Origin of the sequence: Paraburkholderia tagetis, from assembly GCF_022213065.1 — a bacterium.
In the GTDB taxonomy this organism is placed as follows: Bacteria; Pseudomonadota; Gammaproteobacteria; order Burkholderiales; family Burkholderiaceae; genus Paraburkholderia; species Paraburkholderia tagetis.
In genome coordinates this window covers 61,493-79,169 of sequence record NZ_JAKLJA010000023.1, presented here as the reverse complement: position 1 = coordinate 79,169, position 17,677 = coordinate 61,493, and the positions used below count along the sequence as shown (strand labels likewise).

Here is a 17,677-nt window from a genome sequence, read left to right as displayed (position 1 = left end):
GGCTGACGGTAGCGTTGCCCGTCGTCGCGCTAAAGGAGCCATCAAGAAGGCGCGGCCCGGCCATCTCGGAACAACGCTGTCCAATGACGAGAAATCTTCGAGCGGGTACGCGCGCGCTACACCGCCGCGCCCTTGGGTTGACCGCTTTTGCCCCGGAGCCCTCGGGTGTCGATGCACAATATGGGCGGCGCGCGGCCGTGCTGCCGACAGGGTGCACCGGGCGGAAGCGGCAAGCACCGCACACGACAAGCTCAGACCGGTGGTTGAGCGCCGCGGCTGGAAGACGCAGCTGTGGGAGCTGGCTGTCCTGGACAAGGGGAACAAATAGTGCGCGGTAGTCTTTCCGGAGCGAGTGATTGACGCCTTGCAGGCTCACTGGACCGACCGTGACCACGACTTCGACGCGTCATCGTGCGATGGCGCTGTCCTCAGCCATCGTCGTGCCTTCGACGACCGCCGCGAAGGACAAGCATCTAAGCAAGGGCGGCAGCCACACGGGCGATGACTTCGCGCCGGCGGCCCTGTACCCGCCTTTGACGTCCACGCTGCTCCGTCTCGCCGAAGACGAGAGCCTGCAGCTCGAGCAGGTTGATTGCAAGACCGTATAGCTACGGTCCGGGGCGCCCAAAGGGAAAATCAGGAGGCGTCACCGAAGAGCTTGGCGACTTCCTCGATGCTGCGGCATCTTGCGCGCGACTGCATACGTGGCCCAAGTGTGGCGAAGGGCGTGCGGAGGCACCTCGCGCAGCAGTGCGCGTCATGCAAGCCAGTCTTCGGACAGGGGTCTTACCTAGCAAGGAAAAATCATGGCCAAAACAAATAAAAAAGCGGCCGGTGCTCGCTCAAACAACGGAGCAGGAGAATCCCACGGAGACATCAAGAAACAATTGATGGAGCCGGCTGGACGGCTCATCGTCTTAGGCTACTCAACTGTTCTATTCGTCGTGATTGGGCTCAGTGCTTTAGGGCTTGGGTTCGCACATGAATGCACCCAGGTCCATTGCCACCGGCTGGAAGGCTGGAAGCTTGAGGTACTGAGCGTTCTCAAGAACGTGGCATTCTCAAGGGATTGCGTCAGCTTCGTGTGTCGCGCTAAGGCACCTCGTCCATGGAATCAAACGTCACTAAGGCATCAAGCGGCAAGTCAGGAGACTTGCCCATCTGAGCAATGAGCGCATATTTCAGGACCAAACCATGAACACGCAAACCGATGTGCAGACCTTGAAGGACCGTCTCAAACTCGGTCTGAAGTCAGGATGGCGGGATTACTGGAGGAGTCATGGACCTTCACTTTCGAGCAGATTCAGCGGCTCTATCGCCGCTTCGTCCATTAATAGGAATGTCTCTCCCGAACAGTGAGACCTCGTGTCTGGCTGTTCACTTTTTTGGCAGACGTGTTCGGCTCCGAACACCTTGCCGCCCAGAGCCCCTTGCTAGTCGATGTGGAACCCACTCCACGCAGCTCGTCGCGCAAAAGTGTTCGGATCCGAACACCTTGCCGTCCAACCGATTTCCTCCGCCGGTTGACAAGGAGCAAAGCCTCCGAGCACCTCCGCTCTCCACGAACAAAAGTGTTCGGGTCCGAACACTCACGCGGTCATGATGAAATCGGCGCCGCGATAAAAAAGCCCCGCGAATTGCGAGGCTGTTTATCTTAGTCTTACAGACCTTACTCCGGCTGAACCGAGAACATCTTCGCGACTGTCTCTCTGAGCGCGCGCTCCTGCTCTTCGGAAATTACACCGGCCTTGAACTTAAATGTCAGCCCCGCGACATCTTTCGTGATGCTGCCCGCTTGAACATTCCCAGAGAAAATCTTGAGAATGCTCCGGCCCGCCACGTCACGAGTCGACACCCCGCGAGTCGCTGCAGCGAGAATCGCAGGCGCGACCTTGGACTCAAGGAGGTCACCCGCCACTACCTGCGGCCACAACTCCGTTAGCGCCTTCACGCCGGCATCCCCAGTCTTCTTCAACGCGCTCACAATCTCCTGTGCCTGATTTGATTGCAAGAGCGTCGGCCTCAGGTCCAAGTCACGCTTAACGAAGTCAGGAAGCTCATCGAAGGCAAGGTATCGGTAGAGTTCATTTCTGGAAATGCCCATCGTCTTGGCGAGACGTGTCTTATTGGGAAACTCACTCTCCGCGCGGCGGACCGACAACGCAATCTCGTAATCGGAGAGGTCGTCCCGTGTCACGTTCTCGACGAGCGCGAGCGCGGCCATATCCTGGTCAGTGCAATCAATGACCACACTCTTGATGGTCTCCCGATTCAGGAGCTTATGTGCACGCCAACGCCTCTCACCGGCTACCAGTTGGTAGGCGTCATCGCCCACTCGACGCACTAGCACCGATTGCAGTAGCCCGGTCTCTTCAATCGAGCGAGCCAATTCATGCAGCTTCGACTCATTGAATTCGCGGCGGGGTTGCCATGGGTTCGGCGAAATCTCGTTGACCCGCAAGTCGGTCCCTACTCCTTTATCCTCAAGCTCCTGGATACGGATCTGCGCGGCCGTCAAGGCGCTGGTAAGTCCCGGCATGGTTTGCGGACTGCGAGTACCCTTATCAGCATCCTTCCTCACCGGCGTCATCTCCGCCGGCGACGCCAGGCCTGCAGTCTTGGCCAATAGCTGCTCGCGTATATTGCTCATGCCTCCCCCTTCCAATTCTTGACGAACATGTCGTCAAGCCAACGCGCGTACAGCATCAATGGTTGCTTCACCCGCTGAAGCGACTTAGCGGTCGAATGCGTATTCGTGATATCCAGTGCCGTGGAGAACGAGAGGGCCCCACCACTCATCACTGAGCTTGCCGGAATTTCGAACGGGTCCAACCATTTCCCGTAAGCTGTCTGAGCCCATTGCCGAACCACCGGGGCCGATGAAGTCTTGCCGTAATCCACCTTGGAAAGAAGGATGGAGATGAACTCATAGACCTTGTCTTCCTCGTACGCGAGAAAGTCTCCCGCGACTTCTGAAAAGAGACGCCAGAACGCCATCGAGCTGATGAAGTCCAGGTTCTCCGGAACCATCGGCATCACGAGTGCGTCCGCGGCGAGCAATGCGTTGAGGTTCATATACGACAGCGACGGCGAGGTATCCATCAGGATGTAGTCGTATTGCGAACGCAGCGGCTCGAGGCCTTCACGAAGCACCGACCAGAACCGAAAACCCTTCATCGTCTTCTGCCGGGCCGGCAACAGAAACTCAGCGCCATACAAAAACGTGTGCCCCGGAATGATGTCTAGGCCATCCCAATATGTGCTTTGCACCTTCGAACTCAGCCCGCCTTCGATGGACTGGTCATAGATGTAGGGGAGGACGGTGTCCTCACCGCTGATTTCCTTCTCTGCATACAGCCCGCACAATTCCGAAGCAGAAGCCTGCGGGTCCAGGTCGATGATGAGCACTTTGCGCCCGAGCAGCGACAAGGCTTGTCCGAGACAGACGGTCGTCGTGGTTTTCGCAGAACCTCCCTTCAGCTGAGCCGTCGTCAGCACCCGCCCTCGAAAATTGCTGTCCGGTTCGGCAAGTCGCGTTTGATAGATGTCCGAGGCCATCTTCACCCACGTGCGCACTTCGGCAAGCGTGAACGTCCGGCTGCGACCGGTGCCGTTGAGCGTGCCCGACGGAAGCCCCTGGTCCGACTTCGTCACCAGATACTGAATCTGCTGGCGCGACAGATTGCACATGTCTGCCAGTTCGCTGATAGTAAATATGGGAGCAGTCTTGCGCGGCCGCGGCGCGAGAATCTGTTCGCGCAGGTTGTCCGCGAACGGTGCGAGTTTTTCGGCGAACTCTGCAACCTCGCGAAGCGTCGTGCGACGGCTTTCAATAGGGAGGGCGGTAGCCACTGCATCCATTCTGCACTTCTCCGTGTTTTTGACGATAAAGCGCAGAATACATCATTATGTGTAAACAGGGTTGTATTGAGCCTAATTTTTTAGCTGAAACATCAAGATTCTGCGCCAGTTGATTGATTTCACGTCTAAATCGCGTGTTCGCGATGAGACGTAGCACGCGTCACTGGCGGGAAACCTTGGATGAAGCCACTGCGCGCGATGACCCATTCACGTTTCGCCAAGACCGAGCGAGAAAGTTGTCAGCACAAAAACCGCCCCCGAGTTGTTTTTTGTGTGTGCCGTTCATCGGGCTAATTTATTCATTTAAATCAAATGGTTGCGGTGATGCGACCTTTATTTTATGGCGAGAATTTTCGCGTTGATGGGGCTTATGCCTGTCTGTTTTTTGTAAACATAAACCGGCAAACCTACAAACAGGAACGAGAAAAGCCTTTCTTATCAAAGCAAAAGCCTGTGGATAGAGACGGTTTTTGTGAAGACCGGGACGCTTTTTGTGACGTAGCTGGCAGGAATTGGGTTTGGATGGGCGGAAATTGTGAGAACGGCGGGCGGTTTTTGGGCTGTCAGCTAGAAGGTAAGGGGTGCTTTTTGTGCGTGAAAGTGCCGAATATTAGGGGCGGTTTTTGTGTTGACAGCCGCTGCTTGGCTGATAGAGTGCCGGCATTGAGCCGAAAGAACGAATGGAAAACCCGACGCTTCCCGCCACGCCGCATCAACTTGCCTTGGACATCTACGACGACATGTCCGGGAAAGACGCGCGGATAGACCAGGCAGACAGGGACATTGGGTATCTCCGAAACAACATCTTCACCCGTGTCGGCGGACTTGGTATCGCCGCGCGGCGCGTGCTCGACGCCGCATACTTCATCGTCGCATCGAAGGCGCCTGACGAACTCATCGACGACAAGGTCTACACGTTTTCCGAGGACATCAACTACTTCAAGTGGCTGATGCGCTACGACAGTCGCAACCACAGCCATCTCGTCACCCAGATGCGTGCCGCCGCGAAGGCCCGCGTTGAAATCATGACAGCCCCCTCAATCGAGGAACTGACCGAGAAGGACTCGTGGGGCACGATAAGTCTGCTTGGCGATTGTTACATCGAGAGAAACGTGGTGTGCATCCTGCTCTCAGGGCGGGTGATTCGATATCTCATTAGCCCGTACAAGGCTCATTGGCTCAGCTTGCGCGATGCTGCGAAGTTTACGCTATCGCTCGCGCGCGCAGTCTATGATCGCCTCATTCCATGCGAGGGCCATGGCGTAACCGAGTGGTTCGCGTACGAAGACGTTCTCGAATGGCCAGGAAAGGTCGGCGTATCGCGTAGGGTCTTCAAGGAGTTCCGTAAGCATTTCCTTGAGCCTGCCGTGCAGCAGCTCAACGAAGAGTCGGATTTTGAGGTTAGCTGGGAAGCGAACGCCGCGCGCGTGTCCGCGGACAAGATGAAGCTGCGCTTCCGGTTCACGAAGAAACAGGGCGCTGATGCCGCGCGCGCAGGCATTCCGGATGAAATGTACCTCGTGCTTCATAACGAGTTTGCGTTTGATGAGCTGGACTTTCTGCGCCTCGCAAATAATCGGCACACCTGGACGGATGAACGCCTTGTGCAGGCCATCGAATACACGCAGACCAGGTTGACGCAGGGAAAGGTCACCATCAGCCCCAAGGGCTATCTCTTCAAGTCGCTCGAAGGGAACTACCGCATTGGTGGCGCCGAAAAGAAGATGTTGGCTGTTCAATCGCAACAGTCCCAGCATTCGCAGGAGGAAGCACGCGCCCGTCAAAACGCAGAGTCGCAGCGACGAGAGGCTGAGAAAGCCCAAGCCGAAATTGCTGCCGCCAAAGTCCGTTCGGAGGCTGACGCCGGCAGGGAGTTCTATGAGGCGGCGGACGCCCATATCCGAAAAGAACTACTGCACACGTTTGTGACGGGTCTGCTGCACCAGCGGCAAATGGCCAGGGTTGGCGTCTCGCGTGAGTCGCTCACGACTGAGAACATCCTCACGGCAAACCGGCAGCTCGCTGAGACTTTCTGCACACACGTGTGTTCGCGCATGAAGAAGGTAATCGACGCGCACCCGAAGTGAGCGAGGCGGAGGCCGACCACCGGTTACGCCTTCACCTTGTAGACCTGTTCATGCATCTCCCCTTGGCCAGTATTAGCTGTCGTCGCGTTATTCCAGACAGAGGTAGCCGCTGGCGACAACCGCCGACGATTGCGACGCACTGCAACCGGACGTGATCGAACCCGGCTGTCTGCTCGCGTGTGGACATGGCATGCTGGGCCTGTTTCATCCGCACGAGTGAATCGCGACAATTGCCGATGGTGGCTACCGAAGCGGCGTCCTGACCGGTCCAGATTCGTTCGATGAATTCCTCGGCCCGTCCAAATGCATCCGCGAGCTCGTCGGGCGAGGGGGGCCCACTTGAAGACGGCGGAGCATCGGCGAGCGGTGAACCACCGGCCGCCTGCCAGATGCGGCCAAGGCTGGCGACCTCGCACAGGATGGCCCAGCTCGCATAGGGAATGGCCGCGTCGCCCCCGGTACCGAGGCCCAGTATCTGCGCGGCCTTGGCGCCGCTGAGTTTGCCCCGTCGGAGCAGTTCGCGCACTTCATTGGCTTCCGGTCCAATCCAGAAGTTATTTGCTGGACACAGACATTCTGGGGTGTGGGACACAATGAAATGGCCAGCCCGATCCCAGCGCCCGTTCTACGACAGGTAGTTCGGTCCAAGGTAGAGGAGAGCGCCATGAACGGGTCACGCAGATCGGCATCGATCAGGCACATCTGCAAGACGACGTGGCGCTCGCGATTCGTGAAAACGTGGCGGTCGCCGCGACGCTCGCTCTCCAGATCGAGATCGCGGAAATGCGTCTTCAGGAAAGGTTGCACCGAACCCGGATTACGCCCTGCTGGCGACTGTGCCTATTGGCCACACCCTTGCCACGGTCATTTTGTTGGAAACCGGACCATCGAGCGTTTCGCCAGCGCCGGTGACTTCGCGTCCTATTCGCGTTCCGTGGACAGGCCATGATTCGGGAACAACGTGGTTTGCTAGACCTCGTTGTAAGAGATGGCGCACTGAACAATTATTGTCGCACCGGTGACAGTTTCATTGTGGTCTACGAATATCGAATGAAACAGGCCGCACGCAATGTGTGTGTAAACGCTCCGATTCAAATAGCAATGCCAACCTGGTCTACGCGGTGCCACATCTATTAATGGCGGCAATATTTTCTCGTCTGAAAAAGTTTCGGCATTTAATACCTATGCAAAATGGGTTAAATAAATGTTAAATTTTGTTCGAATCGATTGACATGAGATTACGCCGTTGGCAGTCTAAAGGGCCATCACAGCAAATATGCATAAGCGAGAACCGTGTACGCTGCGCTGCCTGCAATTGTTTCCTCCATTTTTTTATCCTATGGGCTGTACGTTGTTGCAGTTGGAAAGCCCATGCGTATTTGTCTTCCATTTCTCCTGTTAAGCCTTGCCACTTTTGCTTGGCAGTGCGCATGGGTGTTTCTCTTCGTCTCTGGTTCACTAGACATATCGGTTTTTATTGCAAAAACAGGTTACGCATTCATTCTATTTATCCCAGCAACATTTTATCATTTTGCTGTTGAGGTAACCGAGCGGAAACGTGAGAGGGTAGCGGTCTGGCTTTGTTATGCGTTTAGTTTCGGTTTATTGGCGCTTCTGCTTGTCACGAATACCGTTATATACGGGACACATAAATATTTCTTTGGTGAATACCCTAAAGCCGGGCCTTTGCTTTTTTTGCACATTGCGCAAACGGTGGTCGCAGCGATCAGGGTGATGGTGCTTTTTGCGGACGGTAGACGTTACGCCACTGGAAATCGCAGAATAGCGTTTGGATTTTGTCTGGCTGGCGTGTGCTTCTTCAGTTTGGCCGTGATCGATTATGCGGTCAACTATGGCTATGCCATATATCCACCTGGCGTTGTTTTCGTCGCGTTTGGTCTATGCATGCTGGCGATCAGTTTGACATATTTTGATTTGGTTAAACCGCCAACATTATCGAATGATTCGATTGCCTGCACGGAATTATTCGAAGGACAAAGCCCGTTAGAACTGCAAGCTCTATCGAATAACTGGGTAAATATACTGAGCGGATATAGGGCAGCAGTCGACGCAGGGTTGTGCGACGAGCGAGTTACCCTCGACCAAGTTGCCCGGACCACTAAGCTTGTAAGCTCGATGACAAGGTGTGAAGCTGAAACGGGCGCATTTCTTGATGCGGCGCTGAAAGCTTTTGTGCGAAAAATTCCTTTTGGGAGGCATAAAATGGAATTCCCAATTAGCGTTTCAGTCGAGACCACAGAAAATGCGCGCATTACATACAAATTCCAGAAAAAATCACTGGATAGCGTAACTATAGTTAAGACTACCTGCTCTCGTGGAGGAGGCCAGGTAGTTTGTTGTGGAACGTTTCACGAGGCGGCGCAAGTGATTTCCTATTTTGACGAAGAAAATTGTTTGGACGCACCAGTCAGAGCAGAATTTACTCAATTGGGTATCGATCGTCTCTACACGAAAAAAATTGATTCGGAAGACGAGGACGATGAGGCACCTGATGAATTGATGCGCGTTCTAAATGCGCAGCAAAACTCGAAACCAGAAGGTAATTTGCACTGATGGCCAGCGTCGAAAGGGGCGCCCAATTTCGCCCGTTGTTGGCTATTTGGTTGACTACTCTTGCCATAACCATTTCAACCTGGTTGCTCGCTTACGTGCAGATTCAGGCCGCCTATTCGGCGTCTACTGAGTCTGTACATCAGTTCCCGTACCGCTATGTAATCTTTGCATCGATCTTGACTAGTGTACTCGTAGGTTCCGCGTTTGTAATAAGTGCGATAGTTGGGAGGCTAGTGTCCAGTGAGGCCACGATGCGTCGGTTAGCGCGTGAAATGAAATATCTCGCTGAGATTGATGTCCTTACCAGGCTACCGAATCGACACTACTTAATGTCCCTACTAAAGGCCCGTATCGAAAGGTTGTGCCGATATGGTACGCTTTCTTTGATTTACGTGGATATAGATAATTTTAAAAAAATAAACGATTTATTAGGGCACAACTACGGCGATGAATTGCTAAAGAGTGTTGCGAGACGATTATCCGCAATCGCGGGTGCTGCGAACGTCATAGCGAGAATTGGCGGGGACGAGTTCGCTATAGTCGTGGATTCTGACGAATCTCAGAACACTGCACAAAAAATTGCTGAAGAAGTTGTTAAGGAATTCAAAATCGCGTTTGGGTTGCGTGGGGATAGTTACGTAGTTTGCTTGAGCATGGGAATTGCAACACTGCACGACGAAGCGACGTCAGAGTTTGATCTGCTCACTCAGGCTGATTTAGCAATGTACTCGGCGAAATCCGCACGCCGCGTTGACAGTATCAGTGCTTACAGGCATTTCACCATGGACCTCTCGACTCGTGCAATGCACGAAATCGAACGGCAACAGGAACTGCAATATGCCATTCGTGAAGGGGAGTTCTTGTTTGATTATCAAGTGATCGTTGACGCCGCGACGCAGCGGGAGGCTGGTGTGGAGGCTATTTTAAAATGGCAACACCCAGAGAGAGGATTGCTGACTGCAGAGGAATTTCTCCCGTTCGCTGAGCGTACAGGCTTCGGTCCGCAAATAGGCGCGGTCGCGATGGAATCAGCGCTTCGGCAATTCAGTGTTTGGCGCACGCGCGGCCGCGCGCCCGAATATCTCTTAATTAAGGTATCGTTATCCCAATTAATAGAAGGAGATATCGCTTCATTGGCTTTGCGTTGGCTGCGAGTTTTTGATATCGATCCAACTGCATTGCATATGGAGCTAGCTGAGGGTGAAATCCACGGTGGAGGAGAGCTACTCAAGACGAGGCTGAAGGCGCTACGAGCTGAAGGTATCCAAGTGATCGTCGGAGCATTTGGCGCTCGTGCTGCGTCGCTTTCTCTGCTGTCAAGTCAATTGTTTGCAGGAATCAAGATCGATCGCAAGTTGGTGCGCGACGCGCGAAAGGATCGCCCGACCTTGATCGTCTTTGAAGGAATTGTCCACGTCGCGCTTAACCTCGGAATGTCAGTAGTTGTCGACGGGGTTGACGGGGTGGATCAGCTATCCTGGTTACGTCAGTACCAAGGGATCAGTGCGCAAGGTGAAGTTGTGCCAGTGATCACCGCTGCCGCTCTAGAGCAGGATCGATGACGCGAGCCAATGACTCTCGTGCCCCCGTCTTGTACGAAGCAAACGTAAGAATTGCCCGCGATGTGGTGAATCTTCGGTTATGGGGTCGCGGCGAAAGATCCAGCGCGCTGTTACTCGAGCACGAGATTTCTCAGTATGGCGGGATGACACTTAGCCAACTCTTTGCATTTGAAAAAAATACGCGGCTGGCAGAGTTTTGCGCAGCCGATCCTTATGGAGAGCACTTACGCTCACAATACTACACATTGGCTAACGTACTAGGGCAATCCGATGTGACTCGAGGTGAAGCCGGAAGTGCAGTAACGAGACGTCAGAATATCGATGGAGTGCGGGATTGCGCTAATGAAAGCGAACTCTATGAGTTTGTCGCCGCTGTTATACAGGATGTTGGTGGCACGAGTTTTCTGTATAGATGGATTCACGTCGAGGAGAAAACAGACGATATTAGCAATCAGAGATGTCTGTTAGGCTGTCATCCGGGATGGATGCACAAATATATTCATCGCGTCTGGTACATGAATGACCCTGTACTCGAATATGCGAAGCGTAGTGTGTCTCCTGCCACCGATAGACAACTCGAGGTCAGCGAGCTCCATTGGAGTCAGATCGATGCGCCGAAGTATGGATTTGGCCACGTCGCAGTATTCCCGGTACATCTCAGAAAAGGACTGATCGGAGTTCTCCAGATTGCGGGTTCAAATGCGGCAGCAGTTGAGACAATGCTGGAGGCGCCAAAGCGGCTCTTGTTGCGAGATCTTGCAACTGAGCTGTTGAGCTGGGAGGTACGAAACATCCGCAACGAAGCTGCTTCCATTTATAAGCTGACACCCCGGGAGATAGAGGTGCTTCGCATTGTCAGCGCTGGAGGGTCAGCTGCAAATGTGGCATCAAGCTTAGGTCTATCCTCCAAGACTGTGTATCGGATTTATGCCCAGATTGATAAAAAATTAGGATCGGCAAGTATTACCAAATCTCTGGCTATAGCGACAGAAAAAGGCTTGCTAGAATAGGTAATTTGAAGACTTCATCGTCTGCTTACCGTAAATCACCCGTGTTGACAAGGGGTAAATCGAGTGGCGATTTGGCCATCAATGAGCCATTAAACTACCACTCAGCTAGTGTTCACGGGAATCAAGACTCGGTGGCCGGTCAGTAGATCTCCCAGCTTTGTACCGATCGATGGGTTCCTTCGTCCAGGTAACGCAACTTCGCCATCGATTTTTCAGGGTGCGTCGAGCACACCTCGCCGGGTATGCGTGTTTGGTTCGATCGCATATGCATAGTACGGGCCTTGCGTGACCGGCTTTACGGCGAATTCTTCTTCGTGGCGCTTTATTTCAACGTGAGCCGGATGAGGACGCACGCCCAACGCTTAACATTTAAATCTGCTTGCAACAAACTTAATGTTTTTTGGACTAGGCCGCAGACCATTCGCGTGGACTGTCGGTATCGCGAAAAAGTTGTAAGGCCCTTCGATCTAGTTGGTTGAGTCCGGGTTGATCATGAGGTCCGACAGCTTCATGTTGGCTGGTTAGTTAATTGGAGGCGCATCAGGAGGTTGGGATGGATGGAATCGTTCGTTCGCAATATCGACTGCCAAGCGATGTGGACGCATGGTTAGCAGCGCGCGCGAAAGTGGAGGAAAGGTCGAAAAATGCACAGTTGATTGTCGAGCTGCGTGCTCGAAGGGCCGAAGTGGAGGCGCGGTGCCTGGGGGAGACAACTCAGGCACTATGGAAGTATCGGAACGATAGTCAAGCCGAGACGTACGCCAATTCTTCGGGCCGGGATCAATCGTCGATGATTGGCGCGGTGTTGCGGAGTTTGTCAGAAGGATCGGCAAATGGGGCAAGTCTATTCGTCTGACACTTGACGCCGGCCTCTGTTAGGTGTAAAAAATCAAATATGGATTTTGATAAAAAAATTCGAATTTGATAATTTCAGATTGATGTCTTCCGCGCGATCCAGCAAAAAGCCTGTTTTGATCGAACAGACCGAAACAGAGATGAGAGTGACGCTCGCAGAGATCGCGCGTGGCCTGCTTGATGAGCCGTACCGGGTCAGGATTTTTTTGGGTAGTGGCCAAGCATGGGAGATCGAGTTGCTTACCGATTCCCGGCAGATCCACCAGATTCAAACGCAGCGAGGCCCAACGCGCACATGGCTTGCGCTGGATAAGGCGATCGAGGCTGCCTTGACGTATTGCACTGACGCGAAAAGCATCAGCGTGGAAATTGGGTCGATTGTTCTGGAGTCGCGGTAGAAGCGGTTGATACCAGTGTTGACGCACCGGTATCAACCTGACCATTACGCAGCAACTGTTGAGGAAAACCGGAATGGCTACGCTGATTGTAGCGCATTGGTCCCATTGTGCGACCAAGGTAAACCTGCGCACGCTTGCCGTGGCGGCCGCGCTACCCGCGCGTCCGATCCTTCGGCGCACGCTCTCAGCGGACAGGCCCATAAGCGTGTCTGGTAGAGCATCAAAAACAAGCAAAATCCCGCCCTGAATACTTCGGGGTCGCCTCGTCGCCACCCCACTACGATCCCGCCGCTCCCCTTGTACGGCTTTGGTAGCCGTCACTGATTGATTTTCCCCGGAGGACAATGCCATGTCATTGAGTAACGCGGAAAAGATAGCACTACGAAAAGTATCGCTTGCGGGTGTCGTTGCGATCGACGCGCAAATCGAGATCCTGCGCGCCGCCTACCCGCATGCGTTTCACACGCCGGATTCGTTGGCAACGCGCTGTTTCTTCGACCAGCCGAAGCATGAGTTGCTGTCTCGCGGCTTCGTCCGCGCGTATGAGACCGGACAGGATGGGTAGCAGGCAGGGGCACCGCCGGCTGGCTGTATGCCGGTGGGATCTGACCAGATCGGAGGACACCGTTATGGGCAGGGTTTTCAGGTGGATTCGAAAGGGCGTATGCGCGCTGCTGTTGTTCCTGATGTCGACATCGTTCCTTGGCTTCGCGTACTGGGTGATCCAGCGGCACTCGTCGTTGCGCGATCTGATTGCTGTCGCGCTCGTGGGTCTGGGCTGGGCTGCAATTGGCTATGTGGCATACCAGCGCGGCCGGCCGCGCGATAACCAGGATTGGTGAGCCATGCGCAACCAATTTAGACATCCCCTTGCGAAACCGGTCGGAGTCGGCCTGATGCAGCTGGGCGTGCTCATCGCGTGGGGCTGCGGTGGCATGCAGTGGTTTCTGGAGTCCTACGTGCCCTGGGCTGCCCAGCGGGTGCAGAGGCTATCGCTATTGGCCGTGGTGCCAGCGGCGCTCGCCCTGGCCCTGGCCGGTGCGGCCGTAGTGCTGGTGACGCTCCAGTTGCCCCCGATCGCGGTTGCCGTCGCAGAGGGCGCCGCGCAGCGGACCTGGCGCGGACGAGGTGACGCATGAAAACGCACCTCGCGTCCCCGCATGCATGGGGGTTGTCATGATGCCGGTCGACTTCGGGATGCTCGCGCAGCGGTGCGCCCCTGCGGTCTATCCCACCACCCTGCAGGCGCTGGTCAAGACAGAATCGGGCTTCAATCCCTTTGCAATCGGCGTGGTCGGCGGCCGACTGGTGCGGCAACCGCGCACCCGCGACGAAGCCATCGCCACCGCGCGTGCGCTCGAGGCGGCTGGCTGGAACTACAGCATGGGCCTGGCACAGGTCAACCGCGCGAACCTGCGCGTCTATGGCCTCACCAGCGAAACCGTGTTCGACCCGTGTGCGAACCTGCGCGCCGGCGGCGCCATCCTTTCCGGCTGCTACACCCGCGCAGCCGCCGGCGGCCGCGCGCCGCAGGACGCCGTGCGTGCAGCGCTCAGTTGCTACTACAGCGGCAATTTCACGCGCGGCTTCAGGGCGGACGAAGGGGGCACGAGTTACGTCCAGCGCGTGGCTGCGAATGCGGTCGATATCGGTGCGAGCGCCACGGTCGTCCCACCGATCGCTGTCGTGCCGGATGGCGCGGCGCCGGTTGCGCGCACGGCAGCGCACCCGGCTCGCGTGCGCCGGGCCGATGACTCATCCAGTGCCGCCACCGGGGCAGACCATGCCCGGCAGGCCTATCACCACCCAGCCTGGGACGCCCTGGGCGATTTTTAACGGAGCATACAGATGCAGAAGATCTTTCCCAAAACCGTGGCCGGCCGCGCCGTGGCCTTGCTGCGCATGCGCAGCATGCATGCACGCCGCATTGGGGCTGGCGTGGTGATGTCGATGGTCGCTCGCGCCGCCTGCGCGGGTGGCGGTCTGGCCGCGGGCACGCAGGCCGCCAACACTTTCACGACGTGGTTCTACAGCTTTTGCGGTATCTGCGCCGGTTCGTATCTGCTGTGGACCGGGATCCAGTGCTGGACCAACAAGGCGGACTGGATCCATGACTTTGGCGGCGGCATTGCGAAGGTGGCCGGTGTGGGTTCGGCACTCGTGCTGGCCGGCTGGGCATTCGGCCTCTTCGGCTGATCGTCATGGAAGACGACCGTACGCTTTACCCGTCCTACGCGGGCCTGAACCGGATCGCGATGATCGGCGGCGTGCCGATGTTCCCGGCGCTGATCATCGGCTGTGCATCGCTGATCGCCAGCATGACCGGCGGCTTTGTGCTGGGCCCCGGCGGCCTGCTGATCGGCTCGGCCGGCGTGCCGGTCTTCCTGTTTTTCCGGCATGTCTGCGAGACCGATGATCAGGCGCTGCGCCTGACCTGGCTTGAATTCCTCTGCTGGCTCGACCGCCGGCGCGTATCGGTGTTCGGCAAGACCTGCACGCTCGCGCCGATGCGCTACGGGCGCGATCTGGCCGTGTACACCCGCGCGTTTGCGCACGGCCGGGACCTGGAGCGCTTCGAGGCGCTGCGTCACAGCCTGCTCTCGCACGCACAGGAGGACGAAGATGAGTAACCGCGATTGCATGCCGGCCGCCGACGGTGCAAGGCCGGCCAAGGTGGGTAACACGATAATTCACGTGCGCCCTGGCGCGGGCAAGACCACCTTCAACGTCTTTTACGACATGCTTCGCCTGACGGAGCGGGAGTTCCGGATTGTGCGCGGCAGCGGCAACCCGGCAGACGATGCGCCGGGCGCGGGAGACGAGCCATGCGCGTGAGCAACGAGCTGAACCGGCTCGTCGCGGCCGCAGAGGACAAGCTGCCGCGCTTCGGTCGCCCGGTGTCGGTCAGTGCGACGAGCATCGACAGCGGCGGCGCCATGATGGTGCTGCGCGTGAACGGCGTGCCGTTCGAATCGGTCAGCCGCGGCGAGATCGAGGCCCGCTACGACAGCTGGAACCGTCAACTGGCCGCGATGACGCTGGAGAAGGGCAACCGCCTGTCGCTGTGGACCACGTTCCGCCGGCGGCGCGTGTCGTTCGGAGACGAGTACCGTTTCTACAACCCGTTCATCCAGCAGGCCGTCGACAAGTACCTGCAGCGATTCCGCAAGCACGACCACTTCGAGAACAGTTTCTACATCACCGTGATCCTTCAGGGCGATGACCTGGACGAAACGGTGCGCGAGCTCGAGGAACTAGGCGAAGGGCTGACGAAGGCCCTCGTGTCCTATGATCCGCAGCTGCTGGAAACGTACGGGCACAACGGCATCCTGTTCTCCGAGCCATACCAGTTCATCGGCGAGCTGGTGAACGGCATCGATGAACGTGTGCCGGTCACGCAGGCGACGGGACGCGAGCTGATCCCGACGTCGCACCTGCATTTCCACTATGACACGGTCGAGATACGCACCGACCGCTCGACGCGCTTCGCGGTCTGCTACGACCTGAAGGATTTTCCGAAGGCAGGCTGGGGGCAGACGAATCCGCTGCTGTCGCTGCCGGTCGAATTCACCCTCACGCAGAGCTTCGGCTGTCTGAGCACCGCTGAGGCGATGAAGGCGATCGAAGACCAGATCAACAACCTGAATTCGGTCGAAGACAAGGCGAAGCACCAGATTGACGAGCTGAAACAGGCGGTCGCGCTGATCGCCGGGCGCGACCTTGCCTTCGGCGACTATCACGGTGCGCTCATCGTGTATGGCGACACGCCGGAGAAGGCGATCAGTAACGGCGCGTACGTGACGAGCCGGGCGCTGAACGACTGCGGCTTCAAGTTCGTGAAGGCGACGGCGTCGGCGCCGTTCACGTACATGAGCCAGGTGCCGGGATTCAGGACGAAGCCACGGCCGATGCCGAAGTCGACCCGCAGTCTCGCGTCGTCGTTCTCGATGCACACCTATTCGGCCGGCAAGGCGCGCGGCAATCCGCTCGGTGATGGCTCGGCACTCATGCCCGTGCAGACGGTCGCGAAGAGCCTGTTCAGCCTGAACTGCCACGCTTCACGCCTGGATGAAGACAGCGTCGGCGAGAAGGTGGCCGGCCACACGCTGATTCTCGGTTCGACGGGAACGGGCAAGACAACGCTCGAAACGATGCTGCTCGCGTTCCTCGAGCGTTTCGACCCGAAGATCTTCGCGCTCGACCTCGATCAGGGCCTGCGGATCTTCCTCGAGGAGATGGGCGCGCTCTACTACACGCTGCGCGAAGGCGAGCCGACGGGTCTTGCGCCGTTCGGCCTGCCCGAGACGAAGCGCAACCTCGCGCACCTGTATGACCTGGTGGGCGCATGCTGCCGCGACGAGAACGGCAAGCTCAGCGCCGACGACCAGCGGCAGATCAAGCATGCCGTCGACACGGTGATGAAGCTGGAGAACATCGAGCACAGGACTTTCAGTCGCCTGCTGGAGTCGATTCCGGACACGGGCGAGGAAAACAGCCTGTGGCTGCGCCTGAGCCAGTGGTGCGGCGCAACTAACGGTCGATTCGCCTGGGCGCTGGACAACGTGCCGAGCACGCTGACGAACATCGCTGACGTGCGCCGCATCGGTTTCGACGTCACGGACTTCCTGAAGAAGGACTATGCCGCCACGGAGCCGGTCCTCGCACACCTGCTGTACCTCAAGGACCAGATGCAGAAGAAGGGCGGGCTGCTCGCGACGGTGATCGCCGAATTCTGGCTGCCGGCGAGCTACCCGACCACGCAGGAGCTGATCCGCAAGTCGCTGAAGACGGGCCGCAAGGCCGACGAATTCATGATCCTGGATTCGCAGTCTCCGGAAGATGCGATCCAGTGCCCGGTATTCGCCGAGATCCGCGACCTGACGGCGACCAAGATCTATCTGCCGAATCCGGATGCGACGCGCGGCGGCTACAAGCTCCTGAACCTGACCGATCGCGAGTTCGACACGCTCAAGCGGCTCTCCAAGGAGTCGCGCACCTTCCTGATCAAGCAGAGCAACCAGTCGGCGTTTGCAACGCTGGATCTGGGTGGCATGAACGACGAAATCGCGGTGCTGTCCAGCAGTCTCGATAACGTGGCGATCTGGGAGGAGTGCACGCGCGAGGCCCACGGCGATACGGATCTGCGCATGCAGCTGTTCCAGGCGCGCCGCAAGGGCAAGCGCAATCGCACGCCCGAGACGGAACTCACAGCGGAGAATTGATATGAACGCGTCCCACCCCGTGACCGAGTGAGCGAAGGAAGGTGGATCCTCACAGGCCAACGGCATCGATGTGCCCAAAGTGGAAAATATGGAATTTTCCAAGGCGAA

At 56.8% G+C, this 17,677-nt stretch carries 19 protein-coding genes; 15 read left to right on the top strand and 4 right to left on the bottom strand.

Going from position 1 to position 17,677, the window contains the following annotated elements; genetic code table 11:
* The first annotated feature begins 386 nt into the window (after nucleotides 1-386).
* A complete protein-coding gene (locus tag L5014_RS23665) occupies nucleotides 387-608 on the top strand; it encodes a hypothetical protein (RefSeq protein ID WP_238466202.1) in 222 nt (73 codons plus the stop codon).
* 198 nt (nucleotides 609-806) lie between these two features.
* A complete protein-coding gene (locus L5014_RS23660; protein ID WP_238466201.1) occupies nucleotides 807-1,172 on the top strand; it encodes a hypothetical protein in 366 nt (121 codons plus the stop codon).
* 497 nt (nucleotides 1,173-1,669) lie between these two features.
* Here the strand turns inward: L5014_RS23660 and L5014_RS23655 are convergent, their stop codons facing one another.
* Together L5014_RS23655 and L5014_RS23650 are read right to left on the bottom strand one after the other, a co-directional pair.
* Nucleotides 1,670-2,650 carry a ParB/RepB/Spo0J family partition protein gene (locus tag L5014_RS23655; RefSeq protein WP_238466199.1) on the bottom strand — a complete coding sequence of 327 codons (981 nt, stop codon included), beginning with the start codon at nucleotides 2,648-2,650 and terminating at the stop codon, nucleotides 1,670-1,672.
* Nucleotides 2,647-3,861, bottom strand: a complete 1,215-nt coding sequence (locus L5014_RS23650; protein ID WP_238466198.1) for a ParA family protein — start codon at nucleotides 3,859-3,861, stop codon at nucleotides 2,647-2,649. Before L5014_RS23650 ends, L5014_RS23655 begins: the two co-directional genes overlap by 4 nt.
* A gap of 680 nt (nucleotides 3,862-4,541) precedes the next feature.
* On the opposite strand from L5014_RS23650, the gene L5014_RS23645 reads away from it, so the two are divergent.
* Nucleotides 4,542-5,948 (top strand): replication initiation protein, encoded by a 1,407-nt coding sequence (locus L5014_RS23645; RefSeq protein WP_133197103.1) that lies wholly within the window; start codon nucleotides 4,542-4,544, stop codon nucleotides 5,946-5,948.
* Between the two features lie 31 nt (nucleotides 5,949-5,979).
* Here L5014_RS23645 and L5014_RS39025 read toward each other — a convergent pair whose 3' ends face one another.
* A complete protein-coding gene (locus L5014_RS39025) occupies nucleotides 5,980-6,474 on the bottom strand; it encodes a hypothetical protein (RefSeq protein WP_420800125.1) in 495 nt (164 codons plus the stop codon).
* Nucleotides 6,475-7,241: 767 nt separating this feature from the next.
* Here L5014_RS39025 and L5014_RS23635 point away from each other — a divergent pair.
* From L5014_RS23635 to L5014_RS23620, 4 genes are all read left to right on the top strand, one after another.
* Nucleotides 7,242-8,522, top strand: a complete 1,281-nt coding sequence (locus L5014_RS23635) for a histidine kinase N-terminal 7TM domain-containing protein (protein ID WP_238466197.1) — start codon at nucleotides 7,242-7,244, stop codon at nucleotides 8,520-8,522.
* Entirely contained in the window at nucleotides 8,522-10,084 is a 1,563-nt protein-coding gene (locus L5014_RS23630; protein ID WP_338019319.1) for an EAL domain-containing protein, read from the top strand. Before L5014_RS23635 ends, L5014_RS23630 begins: the two co-directional genes overlap by 1 nt.
* Before the next feature lie 29 nt (nucleotides 10,085-10,113).
* Entirely contained in the window at nucleotides 10,114-11,094 is a 981-nt protein-coding gene (locus L5014_RS23625) for a helix-turn-helix transcriptional regulator (RefSeq protein WP_238466194.1), read from the top strand.
* Between the two features lie 553 nt (nucleotides 11,095-11,647).
* Nucleotides 11,648-11,950: a hypothetical protein gene (locus L5014_RS23620; protein WP_238466192.1), complete on the top strand. Its 303-nt coding sequence runs from the start codon at nucleotides 11,648-11,650 to the stop codon at nucleotides 11,948-11,950.
* Between the two features lie 19 nt (nucleotides 11,951-11,969).
* Here the strand turns inward: L5014_RS23620 and L5014_RS23615 are convergent, their stop codons facing one another.
* Nucleotides 11,970-12,668: a hypothetical protein gene (locus L5014_RS23615; RefSeq protein WP_238466191.1), complete on the bottom strand. Its 699-nt coding sequence runs from the start codon at nucleotides 12,666-12,668 to the stop codon at nucleotides 11,970-11,972.
* A gap of 28 nt (nucleotides 12,669-12,696) precedes the next feature.
* On the opposite strand from L5014_RS23615, the gene L5014_RS23610 reads away from it, so the two are divergent.
* The 8 genes from L5014_RS23610 (at nucleotide 12,697) to L5014_RS23575 (ending at nucleotide 17,569) form a co-directional block, all read left to right on the top strand.
* A complete protein-coding gene (locus tag L5014_RS23610) occupies nucleotides 12,697-12,912 on the top strand; it encodes a hypothetical protein (protein ID WP_238466190.1) in 216 nt (71 codons plus the stop codon).
* A gap of 64 nt (nucleotides 12,913-12,976) precedes the next feature.
* Nucleotides 12,977-13,189, top strand: a complete 213-nt coding sequence (locus tag L5014_RS23605; RefSeq protein ID WP_238466188.1) for a hypothetical protein — start codon at nucleotides 12,977-12,979, stop codon at nucleotides 13,187-13,189.
* 3 nt (nucleotides 13,190-13,192) lie between these two features.
* Nucleotides 13,193-13,486 (top strand): hypothetical protein, encoded by a 294-nt coding sequence (locus L5014_RS23600; protein WP_238466187.1) that lies wholly within the window; start codon nucleotides 13,193-13,195, stop codon nucleotides 13,484-13,486.
* A gap of 37 nt (nucleotides 13,487-13,523) precedes the next feature.
* Nucleotides 13,524-14,183, top strand: coding sequence for a lytic transglycosylase domain-containing protein (locus L5014_RS23595; protein WP_238466186.1), 660 nt, complete (start codon nucleotides 13,524-13,526; stop codon nucleotides 14,181-14,183).
* A gap of 12 nt (nucleotides 14,184-14,195) precedes the next feature.
* Nucleotides 14,196-14,543, top strand: a complete 348-nt coding sequence (locus tag L5014_RS23590; protein WP_028220687.1) for a hypothetical protein — start codon at nucleotides 14,196-14,198, stop codon at nucleotides 14,541-14,543.
* A gap of 5 nt (nucleotides 14,544-14,548) precedes the next feature.
* The gene (locus tag L5014_RS23585) at nucleotides 14,549-14,977 is read left to right on the top strand and encodes a VirB3 family type IV secretion system protein (RefSeq protein ID WP_238466185.1); all 429 of its coding nucleotides are present in this window, start codon (nucleotides 14,549-14,551) and stop codon (nucleotides 14,975-14,977) included.
* Nucleotides 14,970-15,182 carry a hypothetical protein gene (locus L5014_RS23580; RefSeq protein WP_238466183.1) on the top strand — a complete coding sequence of 71 codons (213 nt, stop codon included), beginning with the start codon at nucleotides 14,970-14,972 and terminating at the stop codon, nucleotides 15,180-15,182. The genes L5014_RS23585 and L5014_RS23580 overlap by 8 nt, the downstream gene beginning before the upstream one ends.
* Entirely contained in the window at nucleotides 15,173-17,569 is a 2,397-nt protein-coding gene (locus tag L5014_RS23575) for a VirB4 family type IV secretion/conjugal transfer ATPase (protein ID WP_238466182.1), read from the top strand. Before L5014_RS23580 ends, L5014_RS23575 begins: the two co-directional genes overlap by 10 nt.
* The last annotated feature ends 108 nt before the right edge of the window (nucleotides 17,570-17,677 follow it).

Coding starts and splice junctions, on each gene's coding strand:
- L5014_RS23650 (WP_238466198.1), bottom strand. CDS start 3,861: ATGGATGCAGTGGCTACCGCCCTCCCTATTGAAAGCCGTCGCACGACG.
- L5014_RS23620 (WP_238466192.1), top strand. CDS start 11,648: ATGGATGGAATCGTTCGTTCGCAATATCGACTGCCAAGCGATGTGGAC.
- L5014_RS23610 (WP_238466190.1), top strand. CDS start 12,697: ATGTCATTGAGTAACGCGGAAAAGATAGCACTACGAAAAGTATCGCTT.
- L5014_RS23595 (WP_238466186.1), top strand. CDS start 13,524: ATGATGCCGGTCGACTTCGGGATGCTCGCGCAGCGGTGCGCCCCTGCG.
- L5014_RS23590 (WP_028220687.1), top strand. CDS start 14,196: ATGCAGAAGATCTTTCCCAAAACCGTGGCCGGCCGCGCCGTGGCCTTG.
- L5014_RS23580 (WP_238466183.1), top strand. CDS start 14,970: ATGAGTAACCGCGATTGCATGCCGGCCGCCGACGGTGCAAGGCCGGCC.
- L5014_RS23605 (WP_238466188.1), top strand. CDS start 12,977: ATGGGCAGGGTTTTCAGGTGGATTCGAAAGGGCGTATGCGCGCTGCTG.
- L5014_RS23660 (WP_238466201.1), top strand. CDS start 807: ATGGCCAAAACAAATAAAAAAGCGGCCGGTGCTCGCTCAAACAACGGA.
- L5014_RS23575 (WP_238466182.1), top strand. CDS start 15,173: ATGCGCGTGAGCAACGAGCTGAACCGGCTCGTCGCGGCCGCAGAGGAC.
- L5014_RS23585 (WP_238466185.1), top strand. CDS start 14,549: ATGGAAGACGACCGTACGCTTTACCCGTCCTACGCGGGCCTGAACCGG.
- L5014_RS23655 (WP_238466199.1), bottom strand. CDS start 2,650: ATGAGCAATATACGCGAGCAGCTATTGGCCAAGACTGCAGGCCTGGCG.
- L5014_RS23645 (WP_133197103.1), top strand. CDS start 4,542: ATGGAAAACCCGACGCTTCCCGCCACGCCGCATCAACTTGCCTTGGAC.
- L5014_RS23630 (WP_338019319.1), top strand. CDS start 8,522: ATGGCCAGCGTCGAAAGGGGCGCCCAATTTCGCCCGTTGTTGGCTATT.
- L5014_RS23600 (WP_238466187.1), top strand. CDS start 13,193: ATGCGCAACCAATTTAGACATCCCCTTGCGAAACCGGTCGGAGTCGGC.